The organism is Mesorhizobium sp. M1428, assembly GCF_040317515.1.
In the GTDB taxonomy this organism is placed as follows: Bacteria; Pseudomonadota; Alphaproteobacteria; order Rhizobiales; family Rhizobiaceae; genus Mesorhizobium.
This window is the reverse complement of the sequence record NZ_JAMYKT010000009.1, coordinates 153,845-175,670: the sequence shown is the minus strand read 5'-3', so window position 1 is coordinate 175,670 and position 21,826 is coordinate 153,845. Positions and strand designations below refer to the sequence as shown.

The following is a 21,826-nucleotide window of genomic DNA, read 5'->3' as shown; positions in this document are numbered from 1 at the left end:
CCGGGACGCCACCTCCTCGGGGAAAAGGGGCGGTGCAGCAATGCACTGCCCTTTTTTGCTGGCGGGTAAGGCTTGCTATCCGGCGAGCAGGTAGCCGAAACGGTCGACCTCGTCGGCCGTGGTCGCGAAGCTGGTGACGAAGCGATAGAGCGCTTCGTCCTCGCCGATATGGCCGTCGTAGCCGAGCGGTCTGTGCCAGTCGTAGAAAGCCGCGCCTGCCGCCTGCACTCTTTCGGCCTCGGCCTTTTTCATGACCGCGAAGACCTCGTTCGCCTGCGGCAGCCAGGCCAGCCGCGCTGAAGGGGAATCCTCGATCGCCGCGGCAAGCCGTGCCGCCATGGCATTGGCCTGCCGTGCCGCGTCGAGCCATAGCCCACCTCTGAAATAAGCATCGAATTGCGCGGCGATGAAGCGCGATTTCGAGAAGAGCTGGGCGGCGCGCTTGCGCAAAAAGGCCAATTCCTTGGCTCGGTCGAGGTCGAACAGCACGATCGCCTCGGCGCACCAGCAGCCATTCTTGGTGCCGCCGAAGGAGAGGATGTCGACGCCGTGCTTCCAGGTCATCTCCGCCGGCGTTGTTTCCAGAGCGACGAGCGCATTGGCAAAGCGAGCCCCGTCCATGTGTAGCGGCAGCCCGTGTTGCTTTGCGATCGCCGAAATCCTGGCGATTTCGTTGAGTGTGTAGACGGTGCCGACCTCGGTCGACTGGGTGATCGAAACGGCCATCGGCCGCCCGGAATGGACGTTTTCGGGTGCGAAACGGTCCACCGCCCGTTCCAGATTGCCGGCATCGATCTTGCCGAGTGCGCCGTCGACTGTATAAAGCCGCGAACCGCCGGTGAAATATTCCGGCGCACCGCATTCGTCCTCGATGACATGCGATTCGCGATGGCAGAAGGAAATGCCGCCTGGCTTGTTGTAAGCGGTCAGCGACAGCGAATTGGCAGCGGTACCGGTGGCCACGAAAAACACCGCGACCTCACGTTCGAAGATTTCATTGAAGCGCTGGTTAACTGCCGTGTCGAGGGCACCGTCGCCATAGGCCGTGGAGAAGCCGTCGGCATGGGCCGACAGGCCGGCAGCGATACGGGGATGGGCGCCTGCCCAATTGTCGGAAGCGAAAATCATGCGTCTGCCTATGCTGGGGAAATCAGTGCGAGCTTGGCCGCTTTCGCATGCCCGCTGCAAGGGGCAGATACCGAAAATCCGCTAAAGCCAGCGAAAGGCATGAGCGTACATACAGCGACTGAAGCTTACGCTGTCGCGGCGTTCCGCGCAATTTTCTGTCGCCAAAGCCTCAAGAATTTTGTGAATCGGTCTTGTATGCGCCGCAGATTTCTGTCATAAAAATTTAGGACAGTAGTGCTGTCTTATTTTGTCGCACAAAACTGGCCGCATTGGCATATGATTGGCCTCTGCGGCCGTTGCTGCGAGCGACAGCTAGACAGCCTGGCTCCAGCCTGTACGAATACCATATGCGAACGATGCGGAAAGCCGCACGGTCGGCAAGAATTTCGCAAGACGTGCCGCAAGAGTGAAAGGGGAGCCACGCGCTTCCCGACGGAAACCAGCGCCCGAAGGGGACGGAACGGAGGACAGGACGATGACGGATATGACGCCATCTGCGACGAAGGCCGCGCAGACGAAAGCGGCAGCCGTCAAAAATCCGTCCCTGACCAATATTGGGCGAACCAGCACCGGCTATGCCGCGCACGGCCTCTACGATCCGCGCAACGAGCATGATGCCTGCGGCGTCGGCTTCATCGTCAACATGAAGGGCGTAAAGTCGCACCAGATCGTCGAGGACGGCCTTGCCGTTCTCGAAAACCTGACGCATCGCGGCGCCGTCGGCGCCGATCCGCTGATGGGCGACGGCGCCGGCGTGCTGGTGCAACTGCCGGACCGCTTCTTCCGCGAGGAGATGGCCAAGCAAGGGGTCGAACTGCCGAAGCCTGGCCACTATGCCGTCGGCCACGTGTTCATGCCGCGCGACCCGGAGCTGCAGGCGCATATCGAAGGCATCATCGCCGAGGTGGCGCAACTCGAGGGCCAGCCGCTGCTCGGCTTTCGCGACGTGCCGGTCGATAATTCGTCGCTCTCAAAGGCGCCTGACATCGCCGCTTCCGAGCCAGTGCACCGGCAGGTGTTCCTGGGCCGCGGCGCCGAGATCGAGAATGACGACGATTACGAGCGGCGGCTCTACATCCTGCGCAAGGTCATTTCCGGCCGTATCCACGAAGAGACCAAAGGCGTCGACAACGGCTTCTATGTCGTCTCGATGTCGTCGCGGACCATCGTCTACAAAGGCATGTTCCTGGCCTATCAGGTCGGCGCTTACTACAAGGACCTCACCGACCCGCGTTTCGAGACGGCGCTGATCCTGGTCCACCAGCGCTTCTCGACCAATACGTTCCCGTCGTGGAAGCTGGCGCATCCCTACCGCATGGTCGCCCATAATGGCGAGATCAACACGCTGCGCGGCAACGTCAACTGGATGGCGGCACGGCAGGCCTCGGTCGATTCCGAACTGTTCGGCAACGACATCTCGAAGCTGTGGCCGATCTCCTATGAGGGGCAGTCGGACACCGCCTGCTTCGACAATGCGCTCGAATTCCTGACGCAGGGCGGCTATTCGCTCGCCCACGCCATGATGATGCTGATCCCGGAAGCCTGGGCCGGCAACAAGCTGATGGGGCAGGACCGCAAGGCCTTCTACGAGTATCACGCAGCGCTGATGGAGCCGTGGGACGGGCCGGCGGCGGTTGCCTTCACCGACGGCCGCCAGATCGGCGCCACGCTCGACCGCAATGGGCTGCGGCCGGCGCGCTACATCGTCACCGATGACGACCGCGTCATCATGGCTTCGGAAGCCGGCGTGCTGCCGGTGCCGGAGGAAAGGATCGTCAAGAAGTGGCGGCTGCAGCCCGGCCGCATGCTGCTGATCGACCTGGACAAGGGCCGCATCGTTTCCGACGAGGAGATCAAGTCGGAGATCGCGACCAGGCACCCCTACAAGAGCTGGCTCGCCAACACCCAGCTCATCCTCGAGGATCTGAACCCGGTCGAGCCGCGCGCCCTGCGCAGGGATGTCTCACTGCTCGACCGCCAGCAGGCGTTTGGTTACACCCAGGAAGACACCAAGCTGTTGATGTCGCCGATGGCGACCACCGGCCAGGAAGCGGTCGGCTCGATGGGTACCGACACGCCGATTTCGGCAATGTCGGACAGATCGAAGCTGCTCTACACCTATTTCAAGCAGAATTTTGCGCAGGTCACCAATCCGCCGATTGACCCGATCCGCGAGGAGCTGGTGATGAGCCTGGTGTCCTTCATCGGGCCGCGGCCCAATATCTTCGATCTTGTCGGCAATTCGCGCCGCAAGCGGCTCGAAGTGCGCCAGCCGATCCTGACCAATGGCGATCTGGAGAAGCTGCGCTCCGTCGGCCACACCGAAGACCGTTTCGACACCAAGACTATCGACATCACTTACGGTTCGAATGAAGGCGCGGCCGGCATGCAGGGCGCCATCGACCGGCTGTGCGAGCGCGCCGAGGCGGCGGTCGCCGGCGGCTACAACATCATCATCCTGTCGGACCGTCAGCTCGGCCCGGACCGCATCGCCATTCCGGCGCTGCTGGCGACTGCGGCCGTGCACCATCATTTGATCCGCAAGGGATTGCGCACCTCGGTTGGGCTCGTCGTCGAATCCGGCGAGCCGCGCGAGGTGCATCATTTCTGCTGTCTCGCCGGCTACGGCGCCGAGGCGATCAATCCCTATCTCGCTTTCGACACGCTGCTCGACATGCACAAGCGTGGCGAATTGCCGGCGGAGGTCGATGCCTACGAGGTCGTCTCCCGCTACATCAAGTCGATCGGCAAGGGCATCCTGAAGGTGATGTCCAAGATGGGCATCTCCACCTACCAGTCCTATTGCGGTGCGCAGATCTTTGATGCCATCGGGCTGAAGTCGGACTTCGTGCAGAAGTACTTCACCGGCACGGCGACGCTGATCGAAGGCGTCGGGCTGGACGAGATTGCCGCCGAAACGGTCAGCCGCCACACCGACGGCTTCGGCAACGACCCGGTGCTGCGCAACAGCCTCGAGGTCGGCGGCGAATACATGTTCCGCATGCGCGGCGAGGCCCACATCTGGTCGCCCGACGCAGTGGCGACCTTGCAGCACGCCGTGCGCCAAGGCTCGTGGGAAACGTTCAAGGACTATTCCGCCCAAATCGACAGCGACACGGCACAGGCGCAGACCATTCGCGGCCTGTTCAAGATCAAGCTGGCGCAAGAGACCGGGCGCAAGAAGGTCAAGCTCGACGAGGTGATGCCGGCGGCCGATATCGTCAAGCGCTTCTCGACCGGGGCGATGTCCTTCGGCTCGATCTCAAGGGAAGCGCACACGACGCTGGCGCGCGCCATGAACGCCATCGGCGGCAAGTCGAACACCGGCGAGGGCGGCGAAGAGGCCGATCGCTATCTGCCACTGCCGGGCGGCGGCAAGAACCCCGAACGCTCGGCAATCAAGCAGGTCGCCTCGGGACGCTTTGGCGTCACGGCGGAATATCTGGTCAATTCCGACATGATGCAGATCAAGGTCGCGCAGGGGGCGAAGCCCGGCGAGGGCGGCCAGCTGCCGGGCCACAAGGTCGACGCGACCATAGCCAAGGTCAGGCACTCGACGCCGGGCGTCGGCCTGATCTCGCCGCCGCCGCATCACGACATCTATTCGATCGAGGATCTGGCGCAGCTCATCTACGATCTGAAGAACGTCAATCCCGCGGCCGACGTGTCGGTCAAGCTGGTCTCGGAAGTCGGCGTCGGCACGGTTGCGGCCGGCGTCGCCAAGGCGCGTGCCGACCACATCACCATATCAGGCTATGACGGCGGCACCGGCGCTTCGCCGCTGACCTCGCTCAAGCATGCCGGCAGCCCGTGGGAAATGGGCCTTGCCGAGACGCACCAGACGCTGGTGCTCAACGGCCTCAGGTCACGCGTCGCGCTGCAGGTCGATGGCGGCCTGCGCACCGGACGTGACGTCATCATCGGCGCACTGCTCGGCGCCGACGAGTTCGGCTTCTCGACCGCGCCGTTGATCGCGGCCGGCTGCATTATGATGCGCAAGTGCCATCTCAACACCTGCCCGGTCGGCGTCGCGACGCAGGACCCGGTGCTGCGCAAGCGCTTCAAGGGCACGCCCGAGCACGTCATCAACTTCTTCTTCTATGTGGCGGAAGAGGTGCGGGCGCTGCTTGCCGAGATGGGCTGCACCCATCTCGACCAGATCATCGGCGACACCGACCTTCTGGAAAAGCGCGAGCTGATCCAGCACTGGAAAGCGCGCGGGCTCGACTTCAGCAAGATGTTCTACAAGCCCGATGCCCCGCACGAGGCGGTGCACTGGACCGAGCGGCAGAAGCATCCGATCGACGACGTGCTCGACCGCAAGCTGATCGAACTGGCAAAGCCGGCGCTCGAAGCCAGGCAGCCGGTCAGCATCGAACTGCCGATCCGCAACGTCGACCGTTCGACGGGCGCCATGCTGTCGGGCGAGGTGGCAAAGCGCTTCAAGCACAAAGGCCTGCGCGAGGACACGATCTCGGTCAAGCTCACCGGCACGGCCGGCCAGTCCTTTGGCGCCTTCCTGGCGCGCGGCGTCTCGTTCGAACTGGTGGGCGCTGCCAATGACTATGTCGGCAAGGGCCTGTCGGGCGGCCGCATTGTCATCCGTCCGCCGGAGAACACGAAAATCGTTGCTGCCGAGTCCATTATCGTCGGCAATACCGTGCTCTACGGCGCAACCGAGGGCGAGGCCTATTTCTGCGGCGTTGCCGGCGAGCGTTTTGCCGTGCGCAATTCGGGTGTCGCCGCCGTCGTTGAAGGCGTCGGCGACCATGGCTGCGAATACATGACCGGCGGGATCGTCGTCGTCATCGGCCAGACCGGCCGCAACTTCGCCGCCGGCATGTCGGGCGGCGTCGCCTATGTGCTCGACGAGGCGGGCGATTTCGCCGAGCGCTGCAACATGGCGATGGTCGAGCTGGAGCCCGTTCCGGAAGAGGACGATCTGATGGAAAAGCTGCTTCACCATGGCGGCGATCTCGACCATAAGGGCCGTGTCGACGTATCCGGCGATATGACCAGCCATGACGAGGAGCGGCTCTACCAGCTGATCTCCAACCACGTCCACTACACGGGCTCGGTACGAGGTCGCGAAATCCTCGACGATTGGGCGACTTTCCGGCCGAAATTCCGGAAGATCATGCCGGTCGAATACCGCCGCGCGCTGATCGAGATGGAACGTATGCGCATGAACGTGGCGGCGGAATAGATTGGAAATTGCCGGGAGGCCGTGCGTCCCGGCAACCATCTTCATCAGCAATCCTGACCTCGGACTGAAGGTTGCCACGGCTGCCTTATGAGGTTAACGGGTGCGTCGCCAGGCGTGCCTTCCGGACAGCAGGGACTGGACTATGGGCAAGGTAACAGGGTTTCTCGAGATCGACCGGCAGGTGCACAAGTACCAGCCGGCTTCCGACCGCATCCGGCATTTCCGCGAGTTCACGCTGCCGATGTCGGACAAAGAGGTCGAGAAACAGGCGGCGCGCTGCATGGATTGCGGCATTCCGTATTGCCATGGACCGACCGGCTGCCCGATCCACAACCAGATCCCGGACTGGAACGACCTCGTCTACAATGGCGACTGGGACAACGCGATCCGCAACCTGCATTCGACCAACAATTTTCCGGAATTCACCGGCCGCATCTGTCCGGCACCTTGCGAGGAAGCCTGCACGCTGAACCTCGAGGACATTCCGGTCGCCATCAAGACGATCGAGCAGGCGATTGCCGACAAGGCCTATGAAACCGGCCATATCCGGCCCTATCCGCCGGAACGGAAGACCGGCAAGCGCGTCGCGGTCATCGGCTCGGGGCCGGCGGGAATGGCCGCTGCCCAGCAACTCGGCCGCGCCGGCCATGACGTTCACGTCTATGAGCGCGAGAGCCGGCCGGGCGGGCTGATGCGCTACGGCATCCCCGACTTCAAGATCGAGAAGCATTATATCGACCGACGCATCGAGCAGATGCAGGGCGAGGGTGTCAGCTTCCATTGCGGCGTCAATGTCGGCGTCGACAAGCCGATCGCCGAACTGCTCGCCGAATATGATGCGGTGCTCTATTGCGGCGGTTCCGAAACGCCGCGCCCGGCCAACATCCCGGGCGACGATCTCGACGGCGTGCACGACGCCATGCCCTATCTGGTGCAGCAGAACAAGCGTATCGGCGGCGAGCCGATCCAGTCGGTCGCATGGCCGTCGCGCCCGATCGTCGCCGGCGGCCAGCACGTTGTCGTCGTCGGCGGCGGCGACACTGCCTCAGACTGCGTCGGCACCGCCTTCCGCCAGGGCGCGGTGCGCGTCACCCAGCTCGACATCCGCCCGCAGCCGCCGGAAAAGGAAGACAAGCTGTCGGTCTGGCCCTACTGGGCGACCAAGATGCGCACCTCATCCTCGCAGGCCGAAGGTGCCGAGCGCGAATTCCAGGTGGCGACGCTTGAATTCATCGGCGAAGACGGCCAGCTGACCGGGGTCAAATGCTGCGAAGTCGACGAAAAGCGCAAGCCGATCGCCGGCACCGAATTCGTCATCCGCGCCGATCTCGCGTTCATCGCCATCGGCTTTGCCGGGCCACCCGCTCGCGGGCCGGTGTCGGAACTCGACGGGCAGATGACGATCGTCACCGACAGCCGCCGCTCGAAGAACGTCGAGGCCAATGACCGGGACTACAGGACCACTGTCGAAAAGCTCTATGCGGCTGGCGACGTGCGGCGCGGCCAGTCGCTGGTCGTCTGGGCGATCCGCGAGGGACGCCAGGCGGCGCGCGCCATCGATGAGGCTCTGATGGGATCGAGCGTGCTGCCGCGCTGAGCCGGTTCCGATGAGGTTCTGTTTACTGCCGGATCGCCGTCGTCGTATCGGATGCAGCCGCCGTCGCCGGCTGTGTCTTGGGTGGCCACGAGAAATCGTCGGCGCGGCCCGGTGAGGCGTCGGGCGCCTTGCCCTCCACGACAAGCCTTTCGCCCGGCAAATGCTTGTCCGCTTTTGCCGGCGGGGCGGCGCCGAGAAGTTCCGAGCCGCCGTCCAGCGCCGGATCGCTGAGCAGCATCGGCACGGTGCGATCGACAGCTATCGGTGCGGCAGCAGGTGCCGGCGCCTCGACGGGAGCGCCGGCCGGGGCGGAAGCTGTCACCACGCTTCCCGGCGCGGCCAGCCCAAGGATCTTCATCAGCGGCTTTTCGGTATAGAAGGCGAGCTTGCGCTTGCCGGCCTTCGACATGTTGATGCCGTCGTCGGAGCGCAGGCGCACCGATTGGCCGTTGATGTCCGGACCGCTGGTGATGAAGGCGCCGTTCTCGTCGACGAACCCGTCCCAGACGTCGACGAATTCGCCGCCGTGGCTTTCGGCGGACGAGCGGAAGATGTCGTTGAAGGCCAGCATGTCGGAGGTCATTTTCGAGACCCGGATGGCCGGCATGCCGACCCATAGATACGGCACCTTGGTTGCCGCGATGGCCTTGCCGAACGCTTCGGTCCGGCGCTCGTATTCCTTGGTCCAGTTCTCGGATCGCGGCTGCTCGCGCACATCGCCGACGCGCATCTGCTGCCGGTCGTTGGATCCGAGCATGACGACGACGGCCGCCGGTTTTTCGGCAGCGATCAGCGACTTGACCTGTTCTGGCCAGTTGTAGACATCATCACGCACGAAGCCGGACGATCCGTTGGCACGGACGACGATCCTGACGCCGGTGTTTTCGGCAAAGGCGGCGTCGAGCCCCTCAGCCAGCCCAGATGCCATGAAATCGCCGACCACCAGAACGACGCGTGCATCCGGCGCCTTCTCGGCCACCGGGGTTGTCGGCTCGGCCGGCGGCGGCCGGCGAACTGACCGGGGCTTTCTCAGCTTGGCCCTGGGCTTTGTTCTCTGGAATTCTCTCTGGAATTCGGGCGGCGGCTGCTCAAACCGCTCGCTTCTGCGCGGAAACAACAGGTCGCGCAGCGACCAGCCACGACTTTCCGGCTCCTGCGCCATGGCCGAGGTATGAAAGGCACTGGCGGCGCCGACTGCCAGAACGGCGATCGCCAGAACGAGGATCGGCACGCGACGAACGATTAACCGGATGCGCGCAGCCGAAACCAATCACCCTCTCCATCCCGTAACCGGCCCTAGTTCTGCCTGAGCCATTTGAGCACTTCCTTGCTCGGATACCCGTCCTGGGTCAAGCCGGCCTTTGCCTGGAAGGCCATGATGGCGGTTTTCGATCCGTCACCGATCTTGCCGTCGAACTTGCCGTCGTAATAGCCGTGCTCGGAAAGTCGCTTCTGAAGCTCCTGCCTTTCCTCGAAGGAGAGCTTGGTAAACGGTCGCTTCCAGTCCTGCACAAGCCCGCCATAGCCGGCGATTTCGTCGGCAAGAAGGCCCACGGCGAGCGCATATTTGTCGGCATTGTTGTAACGCTTGATGACCGAGAAATTCTTGATCATCAGGAAGGCTGGCCCGCCGCGGCCGCCGGGCAGCTTCAACGTCGCCTTGTCCGCACCGTTCTTGAACGGCTTGCCGTTGGCACGGCTGACGCCCAGTGCCTGCCATTGCGACAGCGACTTCGAGCCCCCAGGCAGCTTCTTGCCGTCCGGAAGGCTGACTTCATAACCCCAGGTCTTGCCTGCCTGCCAGCCGTTCTTCCGCAGCAAATTGGCGGCTGTCGCCAGTGCATCGGGAATCGAATTCCAGATGTCGCGCTTGCCGTTGCCGTCCATATCGACCGCATAGGACTGGTAGCTGGTGGGGATGAACTGGGTATGGCCCATCGCGCCGGCCCATGAGCCGCTGAGATGGCTTTCGTCGATGTCGCCGGTCTGCAGGATCTTCAGCGCGGCGATCAACTGGGTGCGGGCAAATTTCGCTCGCTTCGGATCGGCATAACCAAGCGTCGCCAGCGAGCGCACGACACTGCGCATGATATCATCGCGCTTGAGGGTTTCGCCATAGTTCGATTCCATCGACCAGATGGCCAGCAGGATGTAGCGGTCGACGCCGTATCTTGCCTCGATCCTGTCCAGCCAAGGCTTCCATTTCCTTGCCATCTGCTGGCCGACGGCGACCGACTGGTCATGGACGCGGTTGTCGAAATAATCCCAGGCGGGTGCGGTGAATTCGGGTTGAGTACGGGCCTTTTCCAGCACCACCGGGTCAGCATCGTTGATGCCCTTGAATGCCTGGTCGTAGACGGAGCCGGAAACGCCGCTCGCCACAGCGGTAGCACGGAAGCTGGCGACCCATTGGCGGAAGCCGGCATCGGCAAAAGCCGGCCCGCTGGGCATGAGCAAGGCAAGCGAGAGGCTGGCGGCCGTCAGGACGCTGGTGAAGCGCCTTGCGGCGTTGCGAACGGACATCTTTTCCTCCTTCTTCATCTCAGGAAGACTATTCATCGCCGAACCCGGTTAGCATTTGGTTTACCATAGGTGCCGTCCGGGGTGAAAAGATGCGTCAATGCTTTACCAGCTGAGATTTCTGACCCGCCGTTCAGTAATCCTCGATTTCGGCATGAAAATGTCTCGAATCGGGATTGCCGAACAGGCATGCAAATGGATAATTGGCACATGAAGAGAGTTCGCAAGGCAGTGTTCCCGGTTGCCGGTCTCGGCACGCGCTTTCTCCCCGCCACCAAGGCCATTCCCAAGGAAATGCTGACGGTCGTCGACAGGCCGGTCATCCAGTATGTGGTCGATGAGGCGCGCGAAGCGGGGATCGAGCATTTCATCTTCGTGACCGGCCGCAACAAGGCGGTCATCGAGGATCACTTCGACGTCCAGTTCGAGCTCTACGACACGCTTGCGCAACGCGGCAAGGACGACCAGCTCGCCCGCCTGCAGCGGCTGCAGCCGGCGCCGGGGCAGACCAGCTTCACCCGCCAGCAGGTACCGCTCGGCCTTGGTCACGCCGTCTGGTGCGCGCGCGAGCTCGTCGGCGACGAGCCCTTTGCGCTGCTGTTGCCTGACATGATCATGCAGTCGGAAAAAAGCTGCATGAAGGATATGGTCGAGCTTTACGCCGAGACCGGCAACAACATCGTCGCCGTGCAGGAATGCGATCCGGCCGAGGCGCACAAATACGGCATTGTCGGCCGCGGCGAGGACGCACATCACGGTTTCCGCATCACCGGCATGGTGGAAAAGCCGAAGACCGGCACGGCGCCGTCGAACCTCTACATCAACGGGCGCTACATCCTGCAGCCCGAGATATTCAAGATACTCGAAGGTCAGGAAAAAGGCGCCGGCAACGAGATCCAGCTCACCGATGCAATGCTGAAGCTGCAGAAGCAACAGCCCTTCTACGGCTACCACTACCGCGGGCGGACGTTCGACTGCGGCTCGCCCGAAGGCTTCGTCGAGGCCAACGTTGCCTTCGCACTGTGGCGCAGAGACATGAATGCCAGCATGGCCGGTGTCATTCGCACACTTCTGGACGAACTCGCGCCGTCAGAACGCCGCGGCGCAGCCTTGTAGTTTCAACACCGGTTGCCGCGCTGATCGGCTAAAGCGCGCCGCGTTCGACCGGCCTTATGCGACGCCCTTCAGGTTGTTGTTTTATGCAAGTCGTTATCGCAAAATCGCTGGACACCCTCGGGTCAAGCCCGAGGGCGCGACATGCATTTAGCGCTGCAACTTCAAGCCGACGAAGATACTGTTGGCCGTGTAGTCGCGCCCAACCAGGTTGCTGGTCAGTTTTTCAGTCCTGGCGCGGGTGGTGAGCCCGGTGTAGCGGTTCAGCCACCACGTCAGCCCAGCCTCGGCGCTCAGCGTCAAATCGTGATCGTCGGAGCCGGTATAGTCGCGCCATTCAAGGCCGAGAGCGGCATTTCCGGTCAGGTTGGCGCGGATCTGCCGCTCGCCGGTGAGGCTGCCGGAATAGAGCATGTCGCCGCTTTTGCCCGCGTTGGTCGTGTTCTCGGCGGTCGTCTGTGCGGTGAGCCCGATCGTGGTGCCGCGTTCCGGCGACCATTTGAGATCGGCATTGATCGTCGCGCCCGAAATCGCCGGCAGGCGGTCGTCGTCGATGGCCTCGCGCAGCCAGCCGACCGAGAACTCGCCGCTAAGCTTCTCGCGGAGATCGAGCTCGACGCCGGCCCGTGCGCCAAGCCTGCTGGAGGAGCGCTGGAAGCCGTTTGGATCGACGCGCAAATCATAAGCGCGCCGGCCGATCTCGATTTCGGTGAACGGAGTGATGGCAGGCGAGATCTCGTAACCAGTGCGCAAAATGGCCGTGTAGAGCGTCGAGTCGCGGCCCTTCTGCGACAGCGATCCGCCCGACGAAAGCTTGGCGTCGCCAAAGATGTCGTGCTCGACCGCGCCGGTCAGCGCGAAGCGCATCTTGCCGGCATCCTTCTCGACGGCGAGACTGCCGTTCACGGTCTGGCGCAGTGGCTGGCCAACGGCGCCGACGATGGCGTCGGGCGCCGAGGCCGATTCGGGCACGGCCTCATAGCCCAGCTTGGCGATGGCGCGCAGATCATTGTCGAGATCGATGTTGAGTGTGCCGTCGACGCGGCCTTGCGCCTCGTGAATGTCATAGCCGGACAAGGTTTCGCGGAAGATGCCATAGCCCTCAACGGTCGCCGAATTCTCCCGCCAGTCGGAGACGGCGTTGAAGCGCAGCGTCGTTTCCGACAGCAAGGCCGGCTTGCCGAGGCTGCTCGAATCGGCGTTTGTTGAAGACGTCAGGCCTTGCTCGAGCGTCGGCCTGATCACGAAGGAACCGAGCTTGATGCCGGTGGCGGCGAACGGGTCGTCCTCGTTCTTTTTGTTCTGGCCTTCGATGGCTTCGGTGCGCTCGGCGCCGGGGTCGAGCTTGAGCCTCTCGGCGGAATCGATGGTGACGGCGCGGCGGTTGGTCGTATCCTGCTCGTCTATGGCGGCGGTGTCGGTGTCATCGGTCGTCGCCGCGGCTGCAGTCGCGGTTTTCCTGCGCTTCTGGCTGTCCGCGGTCTCGTCTTCGGCATTGGCCGCATTGGCGGCGCGTTGCGTTGCGCTCGGCCGCCGTCGTGGGGGCGGAGCAGGGTTGTCGGGAAATGGGTCGCCGCTGGCCGCTGGTGGATCGAAAGTGCCGCCGGTTGTGGCCGCCTTGCCCGTGCCGTCGTCAGGCAACGCCCCTTGGCTGGCCGGACGATAGGTAGGCAGCGGCGTATTGTCGTTGGCGGTCGCAGCAGCCTGCGCGGCTTGGGTTCCGGCTATGCTCGACTGCCTGATCTTGTACTGCTGGTCGTCCAGGATTGTCGATTCCGCAACCTCGCCGCGCAGTTCGGTTTCCTGGGCGCAAAGCAGTGCCGGCCGCGACAACGCAAAGACACTGGTTGCCAGCAGCAAAGCGCAAACCGCCTTGCCCTTTCGTCCCATTTTGTTTTGAGGCTGAAACCCGGACATCGGCACCACTGCTTGCGCGGCGCACGCGCGCCATACTTACGAAACCGTAAATGGGGATGGTTAACGGAGCGTTGAGGGATGGCCCGTCAGGAGGTTCGGGACGGCAATTCCGTTGGACAGGCGCGCGCCGAAGCGCTAATCGCATCGTCCATGGACGTGAAATCCCCAGACAGGAAGCGGCACGACGGGCAGGCCGCGATTGCCTCGGCGCTGAGAACGGTGGCGACGGAGCAGGCCGGCGTCGCGGCACTGGCAGACGCTCTCGAAAACGGGCTGGCCGAGCCGTTCGCACGAGCCGTCGGCATGGTGTCGCAGATCGATGGCCGCGTCATCGTCACCGGGGTAGGCAAAAGCGGCCATATCGGCTCGAAGATTGCCGCAACGCTCGCCTCGACCGGCACGCCGGCCTTCTTCGTCCACCCTGCCGAAGCCAATCACGGCGACCTCGGCATGATCGCCAGGAACGACGCCATAGTCGCGCTGTCGTGGTCGGGGGAAAGCCTCGAGCTCAAAGGCATCATCGCCTATTCGAGGCGCTTCTCGATCCCGCTGGTCGCGGTCACTGCGGGCGAAAAATCGGCTCTGGCGCGCGCGGCCGACGTCGTGCTTCTGCTGCCGCGAGCCCCGGAAGCCTGTCCGCACGGCCTTGCGCCGACGACCTCGACGCTGCTGCAAATGGTGATGGGCGATGCGCTGGCCATCGCGCTGCTCGAGGCACGCGGCTTCACCCCGGACCATTTCCGCACGTTCCATCCCGGCGGCCAGCTCGGAGCCAACCTGACGCAGATCCGCGAGATCATGCATGTCGGCGACAGGCTGCCGCTGGTGTCGTCGGGCACCGGCATGCGCGAGGCGATCCTCGAATTGTCGCGCAAGGGGTTTGGCTGCGTGGCGGTGACTGCCGCGGACGGCAAGCTGATCGGCATCATCACCGACGGTGACATCAGGCGCCATATCGGCAGCGATCTCCTGGCCATGAGCGTCGATCAGGTAATGACCAGAGAGCCGAAAATGGCCGCGCCCGACACGCTTGTTGCGACGGCGCTGCAGACGATCAACGACTCGGCCATCACCAGCCTGATGGTGGTCGAAGGCAGGCGGCCGATCGGGCTCGTCCATCTGCACGACCTGCTGCGCATCGGTGCTGCCTAGAGCGGTTAATCGTTTCACGGAACGCCGAACCGCTCTATCTCTTTGTTTTTGCGCAATTCCGGTCGGAAAACCGTTTCACACTTTTCCTGGAATTGCTTTAGCGGGCTTCTAGACCGCCTCGACCGTCAGTTCCAGGTCGGTATCAGCGCCACCTGTCACGCGCACTTGCGTGCCGGCCGGTAGGTCAGGGCCGGAGACGCGCCACAACGTGTCGCCCAGCTTGATACGGCCGCGCCCGTCCTTGATCGGCTCGGCAAGGGTCGCCGTCCGGCCGACCATCTGCGCGCCGCGACGGTTGAGCAGGGGCTGGTCGGTTTCATCGTGGCGCCCGCCCACCAGCCGCTTGCCGACATAAGCCGAGACCAGCGACAGCGCGAGGAAGGCGAGGACCTGGACTTGCCAGGTCCAGAAAGCGGCATCCCAGATGAGAAGTGAGACGACGCCGATCAACAGCGCGGCAATGCCGATCCACAGCATGAAAATGCCCGGCGCGATGACCTCCATTACCAGCAGGACGAAGCCGAGGACCATCCAGGTCCACGGGCCGAGTTCGGAAACAATACGGTCGAACATGGCGGCGGCCTCAGGTTTCGCTCGGGCGAACCACCGGCGGGCGGGCGGCCTGTCGTGCGGCGCCGGCGGTGCCTTCGCTCCGGAAAACCTCCTTGGCGATTTCACCAATGCCGCCGAGCGTGCCGATCAGCGATGAGGCCTCCATCGGCATCAGAACGAGCTTGCTGTTTGTCGCTGAGCCGATCTTGGTCAGCGCTTCGGTGTATTTCAGCGCGACGAAGTAGTTGAGCGCCTGCACGTCGCCCTTGGAGATCGCCTCCGACACCACCTGCGTGGCACGTGCTTCAGCCTCGGCCGATCGCTCGCGCGCCTCGGCGTCGCGGAAGGCGGCTTCCTTGCGGCCCTCGGCCTCCAGAATCTGCGACTGTTTGAGGCCTTCGGCGGCGAGGATCTGGGCGCGCTTATTGCGCTCGGCCATCATCTGGCGGCCCATCGATTCGACGAGATTGGCCGGCGGGTTGATGTCCTTGATCTCGACACGGGTGATCTTGATACCCCAGGGGTGCGCCGCCTCGTCAACGACGCGCAGCAGGCGCTCGTTGATGGCGTCACGGTTCGACAATAGTTCGTCGAGGTCCATCGAGCCCATCACGGTGCGGATGTTGGTCATCGTGAGATTGAGAATGGCGTTCTGCAGGCCGGAGACCTGGTAGGCGGCCTGCGCCGCATTGAGTACTTGATAGAAGGCGATGCCATCGACGGCAACGGTGGCGTTGTCGCGGGTGATGATCTCCTGCGTCGGAACGTCGAGCACCTGCTCCATCATGTTCATCTTGGCGCCGATACGGTCGATGAATGGAACGATGAGGTTCAGGCCAGGGTTCAAGGTCTTGGTGTAACGGCCGAAGCGTTCGACCGTATAATTATAGCCTTGCGGAATTGTCCGGATGCCCTTGAACAGCACCAGCACGACAAGGGCGACAAGAACAAGAAGCGCGATATCAAAACCACTGAAACCCATTTGGCTCTCCCCTCAAAAGCCGGCCATGTTGGACATTCCACGCGGCCGACTTGACCAAACACTTAAGTGTGTTTCAGCAACGTGACAATCAGGTGATCACGGATTGCCGGTGCATGGACGGGTGATCTGTTCAGGCCCAGCCGGACAACTCGCGCCGCACCATCGCCTCGATCACCGCCATGCCCTCGGCGCTGTCGTTGAGGCAAGGGATGTGTGCGAACTTTTCACCGCCGGCATGGTGGAAGCTCTCGGCCGCTTCCCTGCCGATTTCGTCCAGCGTCTCGATGCAGTCGACGGAAAATCCCGGATTGACGATGGCGATCGATTTCACGCCTTCGCGCCCTAGTCTTTCGACCGTCTTGTCGGTGTAGGGCTGCAGCCATTCCTGCGCGCCGAAGCGCGACTGGAAGGTGGTAATCAGCTTCTTTTCATCCCAGCCGAGCTTTTCGCGCAGCAGCCGCGTCGTCTCGAGGCAATGGGCTTGGTAGGGGTCGCCCTTGTCGGAATAGGGTTTCGGAATGCCGTGATAGGAAGCGATGACAATTTCCGGTTCGAAGTCGAGGCTCGCCAGATGCTTTTCGATCGAACGGGCGAGCGCCTCGATATAGGCCGGCTCGTTGTAATAGGGCGGCACGCTGCGAATGGCCGGGGCGCGGCGCATCTTCATCAGCGCGCGAAACAGTTGGTCGTTGGCAGTCGCAGTCGTCGTCGCCGAATATTGCGGATAGAGCGGGAAAGACAGGACGCGGTCGCAGCCTTGCTCGACCAGTCTGTTGGCCACGCTCTCGGTCGAAGGGTTGCCGTAGCGCATCGCCCAGTCGACGACGACGTTGGGTAAATCGCCGAGCGCAAGCCCGAGCTTCTCGGCCTGGGCACGGGTGTAGGTTCGCAGCGGCGACTCGTTGCGCTCCCGGTTCCATATCCTGGCATAGTTGGCGCCCGATTTCTTCGGCCGGGTGGTGAGGACCACGCCATAGAGGATCGGATACCAGATCGCCTTGTTGAGCTCGATGACGCGCGGATCGGACAGGAACTCCCGGAGGTAGCGCCACATCGGCTTGAAGCCGGTGCCGTCCGGGGTGCCGAGATTGATCAGCATGACACCGACCTTGCCGGTCCTGACCAGAGGGCGCCCTGCCGACGGCGAGGCGGTGGTCCTCTCGGCTTTGATTTCAGCAGGGCTGGCACGCGTCATGAGGTTCTCCAACACCGCGAACCAACGGTGCCGCGGCGAAAGTAGCGATGCCGCGCCGGTTTTCAAATGCAGCGTCTGGCCGCAGCTAATCCCAGAAACGCAACACCCGCCCGGTTTGCCGGGCGGGTGCATTGCGTTCATGCGGCCGGATTACTTCGAGGCCGCCGGGATAGTCAAGGTTGCGCCGACCGGCAGCCGGCGTGGCTCGTAGGCTTTGTTGGCATCGTAGATCATTTTCCATTTGGTGCCGTCGCCATAGGCCTTCACCGCGAGATCCCAATAGGTATCGCCGGCGACGATTACATGGCTGCTTTCGGCTGGTGCCGTCGCAGCCGGCTCGGCAGGTTTTGCCGGCTCACTTGGGGCTGGCTGACTCGGGGCAGGCGCTGTCTCGGCGGGCTTGGCCGGTTCGGCCGGAGCAGGGGTCGCCGGAGCCGGTGTGGCCGGAGCCGCAGGTGCCGCCGGCTGGGCCGGCTCGGCGGGTGCGGGTGTTGCCGGCGCGGTTTCCGCCGGGACGGCCGGCGGCGTTTTGGAAATGTCGCCGGAGCCGGCCGGCATTTCGGGCATTGCCGGCTCAGCAGGCTTTATCGGCGCTGCCTCAGCAGGTTTTGGCGGTTCGGCCGGGTTGGCAGGTTCTGCGGTCGGGGCTCCGGTCGCGGCGATCTCGGTGATGCGGCCATCGAGCTTCGGCGTATAGGGCCGGTGCGCGCCGAGGTAATCGGCAACGACCTGTTCCAGCCCCGGGCCGTAATCATAGGCGTTCTTGGCCTTCTCGGCGAACACCTTGTAGCCGTCGCCGCCCTGGCGGACATAGTTGTTGGTGGCGACCAGGTAGTCCTTCTCCGGTTTGATCGGCGTCCAGGCGCCGCCTTCCATCACCTCGACCGATTTGACGCGTCCGTTAGGCGGCGCCGATTTGTCGAACGCATATTTCAGGCCGGCAACCTGCGGGAAGCGCCCGGCGCCGTCCTCGACCTGGCTGAGGCCGCTTTCGAGGCCGGCAACCAGATCCTTACCGGAGATCTGGAAGGTCGCCAGCGTGTTCTGAAACGGCAGGACGGTGAGAACCTCGCCCATGGTGACGGTGCCCTGGTCGATCGAGGCGCGCAAGCCGCCACCATTCGAGATGACGATCTCTACACCCTGGCCCTTGACCCGGTCGAGGACGGCGTCGGAGACCAGATTGCCCATCTCGCATTCGCGGGCGCGGCAGTTTTCGCGGCTGCCGTCGATCGCCTTGGTGGTCTCGGCGACTTCCTTGTTCTTCAAAGCCTCGATCGGCGCGCCGAGTTCCTTGATACGGGCAAGCACGGCGGGGTCGGGAATGATCGATTTGTCGAGATGGATAGGATCGCCGCTGGCCTCCTTGACGACGCCGTTGTCGTCGAACACGACCTTGAACTCGCCGAGATATTTCGAATAGGACGCCGCCTGCACGACCGGCACTTTGTAGCCGTCCGGATTGTCGACCATCGTCGGATAAGGGCCTTCCGCCTTGGGGTCGGTGTTGGAAAGCAGCGAATGGCTGTGGCCGCCGACCACCACGTCGACGCCCGGGATCTTGGCGATCACGTCGCGCTCGCGCTTGTAGCCGATATGGGTGACCGCGATGATTTTGTTGACGCCCTCTCCCTTCAGTTTCTCGACCTCAGCGGTGATCGACTTGACGTCGTCTTCAATGGCGATGTTCGGGCCAGGGGAGGCAAGCCCCGGCGTGTCGTTGGTGACCGCGCCGACGATGCCGATCTTCTGGCCGCCGACCTCGACCACGATCGACGGCTTGACGCGGTCGCCGAGCTTGGATTGCGCATTGGCCTTCACGTTGGCGCCGAGCACCGGAAACTGGATCATGTCGAGAAACGGCGCCAGCGCCGACTCGCCATCGTCGAACTCATGGTTGCCGACCACCTCGGCATCGAATTTCATCTGGTTGAGGAATTCGCCTTCGGTCTTACCCTTGTAGGTCGTGTAGAAGAGCGAGCCCTGGAAATTGTCGCCGGCGCTGAGCAGCAGCACGTTCTGGCCTTGCAGCTTCTTGCGCTCCTGGGCGATCGCGGTGACCAGGCGGCCGGCGCCGCCGACGCATTCGCCCTTGGTCTCCTCCTCGGCCGAGCAGGTCGATTCATACTTGTTGTTGCTCTCGATGCGGCTGTGCCAGTCGTTGATGTGCAGGATGTTCAGCGTGTAGTCGGCAAAGGATACCCCTGCCGACAGGCCAAGCGCCGATGCCGACAGCGCGGCGATGGCAGCGATCTTCTTCATTCTCGTCTCCCGGATAACTGGACCAGACGCGTTTAACGCTCTTGTTTGACTGGGACGTAACAGCCCTCTCGGGCCATGTTCACATCGCGTTTCAGTCGATGCAAGCGGAAATCGGCATCAGCTTTGCCGGCGCAAGAAGACGGCGGCTTGAAGCCGCCGCCCTTTGCAAAGTCAAGTCGGAATCGAATTTCAGGTGCGCCTGGTCAGCACAAAATTCTGCCCGCTCGCGCTGGTGCAATTGAGCTGGCTGGTGGAGACCATCAAGCAGTTGAAGCTGATCGGCGTCTGGCGGATCAGCGAAGTGCCATGGATCTCGACTGAGGTGCCGCCGGTCATGGTGTAGCTGCCATCGGCAAGCTTCTGGCCGGTATCGGTGGCGACGGTCGCGAAGCTGCCGCCCCTGAAGGTGGACAAGCCCGTGCCCTGCGCGTCGATCCAGGAGCCTTCGACCCCTTTGGCCGTGATCACCGGCGGCTCGCCTGGGCCGGTGGTGGTGCAGGCCGCCAACGTGACGGCAGCGGCTGCGGCAACGCCAGCCGAAAGCAACCTTTGCACAATCGTCATCATCAAATTCCTCTCCTCGGTCCGCCCTCTTCAATCGCCCGATTTCCGGGCGATTGCAAGCTGGCGGAGTGTCGAGGCAACGCTGCTATCGAACGAGGATGTTGCGGAATTGCCACGGGTCTTTGGTGTCGAGGTCCTCGGAAAACAGACCAGGCCGATTGTCGAGCGGTGTCCAGTCCGTATAATAGCTCCTGACCGGCCCGAGATATGGGTTCTGCACGTCGAGGCAGCGCTTGTAATCCATCTCGTCGGCTTCGACGATGCCGGCCTCGGGATTTTCCAGCGCCCAGACCATGCCGGCCAGCACCGCCGACGTGACCTGCATGCCGGTGGCGTTCTGGTAGGGCGCCAGCTTGCGCGCCTCGGCCAGCGACAGCTGCGAGCCGTACCAGTAGGCGTTCTTGGCGTGGCCGTAGAGCAGCACGCCGAGTTCGTCGATGCCATCGACCAGTTCGTTTTCGTCGAGCACGTGATGTACGGGCTGAGCCTCGCCGGCGGCACCGAACATCTCGTGCAGTGACAGCACGGCGTCGTTGCAGGGATGATAGGCGTAATGGCAGGTCGGCCGGTACTGCACCTTGCCCTTCTTGCTGTACAAAGTGAAGAAATCGGCAATCGAAATCGCCTCATTATGCGTCACCAGGAAGCCGTATTGCGGACCGGACGTCGGGCACCATGTGCGCACGCGCGTGTTGGCGCCGGGCTGCTCCAGAAAGATCGCGGCCTTCGAGCCGTTCTTGTGCTTTTTGGCGTTCTTCGGCATCCACGTCTCATGCGTGCCCCAACCGAGCTCGGCCGGCTGCAGGCCTTCCGAAATGAAGCCTTCGACCGACCAGGTGTTCCAGAACACGTTCATCGGCTTGGGTTTCTTGGTGCGCTGGGTGTCGCGCTCGGCGATATGGATGCCCTTGACGCCGGCCTTCTTCATCAGCCTGGCCCAGCCTTCGCGATCGTGCTGCGCGGGTTCCGAGAAGTCGAGGCCAAGATCTGTGGCGAGGTTGACCAGTGCCTGCTTGACGAACCACGAGACCATGCCGGGATTGGCGCCGCAGCACGAGATCGCCGTGGTGCCGCCCGGGTTCTTCGCGATTTCAGTACGCACCGTCTCGCGCAGCGCATAGTTGGTGCGTGAGGCATTGTCGGCCTTTTCGTCGAAATAGAAGCCGAGCCAAGGCTCGACCACCGTGTCGACGTAGAGGACGCCAAGCTTGCGGCAGAGCTTCATCAGCTCGAGCGAGGAAGTGTCGACCGACAGGTTGACGCAAAAGCCCTGGCCGCCGCCATTGGTCAAAAGCGGTGTCAGCAGCTTCTTGTAGTTCTTTTTGGTCACCGCATCCTGCATGAAGGTGATGCCGCGCTCGTCGAGCAATTTGCGGTCGGCGTCGCGCGGGTCGATGACCGTCATGCGCGACTTGTCGAATTTGAAATGGCGCTCGATCAGCGGCAGCGTTCCCCGTCCGATCGAGCCGAAGCCGATCATCACGACAGGGCCGGTGATCTCACCGTAAACGGGCCAGTTTTCATTCGCCATTTATCGATTACTCCCTCAAAAAACGCTTCGGAACAGCGGCTTGGCCGCGGCGCGACAAACCATAGATCATTGTCACAATAAAGCGAAAAGCGGACGGCCGGCCTCAC

14 protein-coding genes are annotated in these 21,826 nt (G+C 63.0%); 4 read left to right on the top strand and 10 right to left on the bottom strand.

All coding sequences use genetic code 11. The annotated features are described in order from the left end of the window. Positions 1-75 precede the first annotated feature (75 nt). Positions 76-1,128 carry a threonine aldolase family protein gene (locus tag NKG60_RS15390; protein ID WP_352975096.1) on the bottom strand — a complete coding sequence of 351 codons (1,053 nt, stop codon included), beginning with the start codon at positions 1,126-1,128 and terminating at the stop codon, positions 76-78. A gap of 475 nt (positions 1,129-1,603) precedes the next feature. Between NKG60_RS15390 and gltB the strand changes: the two genes are divergently transcribed. Then, the gene (gene gltB / locus NKG60_RS15385; RefSeq protein WP_352975095.1) at positions 1,604-6,334 is read left to right on the top strand and encodes a glutamate synthase large subunit; all 4,731 of its coding nucleotides are present in this window, start codon (positions 1,604-1,606) and stop codon (positions 6,332-6,334) included. Positions 6,335-6,476: 142 nt separating this feature from the next. Next, complete coding sequence (locus NKG60_RS15380) at positions 6,477-7,931, top strand: glutamate synthase subunit beta (protein ID WP_352975094.1); 1,455 nt, start codon at positions 6,477-6,479, stop codon at positions 7,929-7,931. A gap of 22 nt (positions 7,932-7,953) precedes the next feature. Here NKG60_RS15380 and NKG60_RS15375 read toward each other — a convergent pair whose 3' ends face one another. Together NKG60_RS15375 and NKG60_RS15370 are read right to left on the bottom strand one after the other, a co-directional pair. After that, entirely contained in the window at positions 7,954-9,201 is a 1,248-nt protein-coding gene (locus NKG60_RS15375; RefSeq protein WP_352975093.1) for an SGNH/GDSL hydrolase family protein, read from the bottom strand. Positions 9,202-9,227: 26 nt separating this feature from the next. Continuing rightward, a complete protein-coding gene (locus NKG60_RS15370) occupies positions 9,228-10,454 on the bottom strand; it encodes a lytic murein transglycosylase (RefSeq protein ID WP_352975091.1) in 1,227 nt (408 codons plus the stop codon). Positions 10,455-10,661: 207 nt separating this feature from the next. On the opposite strand from NKG60_RS15370, the gene galU reads away from it, so the two are divergent. Next, the gene (gene galU, locus NKG60_RS15365; protein ID WP_352975090.1) at positions 10,662-11,567 is read left to right on the top strand and encodes a UTP--glucose-1-phosphate uridylyltransferase GalU; all 906 of its coding nucleotides are present in this window, start codon (positions 10,662-10,664) and stop codon (positions 11,565-11,567) included. A 147-nt stretch (positions 11,568-11,714) separates the two neighbouring features. Here galU and NKG60_RS15360 read toward each other — a convergent pair whose 3' ends face one another. Continuing rightward, a complete protein-coding gene (locus tag NKG60_RS15360; RefSeq protein ID WP_352975089.1) occupies positions 11,715-13,481 on the bottom strand; it encodes an outer membrane beta-barrel protein in 1,767 nt (588 codons plus the stop codon). A gap of 150 nt (positions 13,482-13,631) precedes the next feature. On the opposite strand from NKG60_RS15360, the gene NKG60_RS15355 reads away from it, so the two are divergent. Next, positions 13,632-14,633 carry a KpsF/GutQ family sugar-phosphate isomerase gene (locus NKG60_RS15355; RefSeq protein WP_352489108.1) on the top strand — a complete coding sequence of 334 codons (1,002 nt, stop codon included), beginning with the start codon at positions 13,632-13,634 and terminating at the stop codon, positions 14,631-14,633. A gap of 108 nt (positions 14,634-14,741) precedes the next feature. Here NKG60_RS15355 and NKG60_RS15350 read toward each other — a convergent pair whose 3' ends face one another. The 6 genes from NKG60_RS15350 to NKG60_RS15325 form a co-directional block, all read right to left on the bottom strand. Beyond that, the gene (locus NKG60_RS15350; RefSeq protein WP_352975087.1) at positions 14,742-15,206 is read right to left on the bottom strand and encodes an NfeD family protein; all 465 of its coding nucleotides are present in this window, start codon (positions 15,204-15,206) and stop codon (positions 14,742-14,744) included. 10 nt (positions 15,207-15,216) lie between these two features. Continuing rightward, positions 15,217-16,167: an SPFH domain-containing protein gene (locus NKG60_RS15345; protein WP_352975086.1), complete on the bottom strand. Its 951-nt coding sequence runs from the start codon at positions 16,165-16,167 to the stop codon at positions 15,217-15,219. A 130-nt stretch (positions 16,168-16,297) separates the two neighbouring features. Beyond that, positions 16,298-17,362, bottom strand: a complete 1,065-nt coding sequence (hemH, locus tag NKG60_RS15340; RefSeq protein WP_352975085.1) for a ferrochelatase — start codon at positions 17,360-17,362, stop codon at positions 16,298-16,300. A gap of 150 nt (positions 17,363-17,512) precedes the next feature. Next, entirely contained in the window at positions 17,513-19,624 is a 2,112-nt protein-coding gene (locus NKG60_RS15335; RefSeq protein WP_352975084.1) for a 5'-nucleotidase C-terminal domain-containing protein, read from the bottom strand. Between the two features lie 189 nt (positions 19,625-19,813). Then, positions 19,814-20,188, bottom strand: a complete 375-nt coding sequence (omp10, locus tag NKG60_RS15330) for an outer membrane lipoprotein Omp10 (RefSeq protein ID WP_352665656.1) — start codon at positions 20,186-20,188, stop codon at positions 19,814-19,816. Positions 20,189-20,273: 85 nt separating this feature from the next. Continuing rightward, a complete protein-coding gene (locus NKG60_RS15325) occupies positions 20,274-21,719 on the bottom strand; it encodes a homospermidine synthase (RefSeq protein ID WP_352665511.1) in 1,446 nt (481 codons plus the stop codon). Positions 21,720-21,826: the final 107 nt, after the last annotated feature.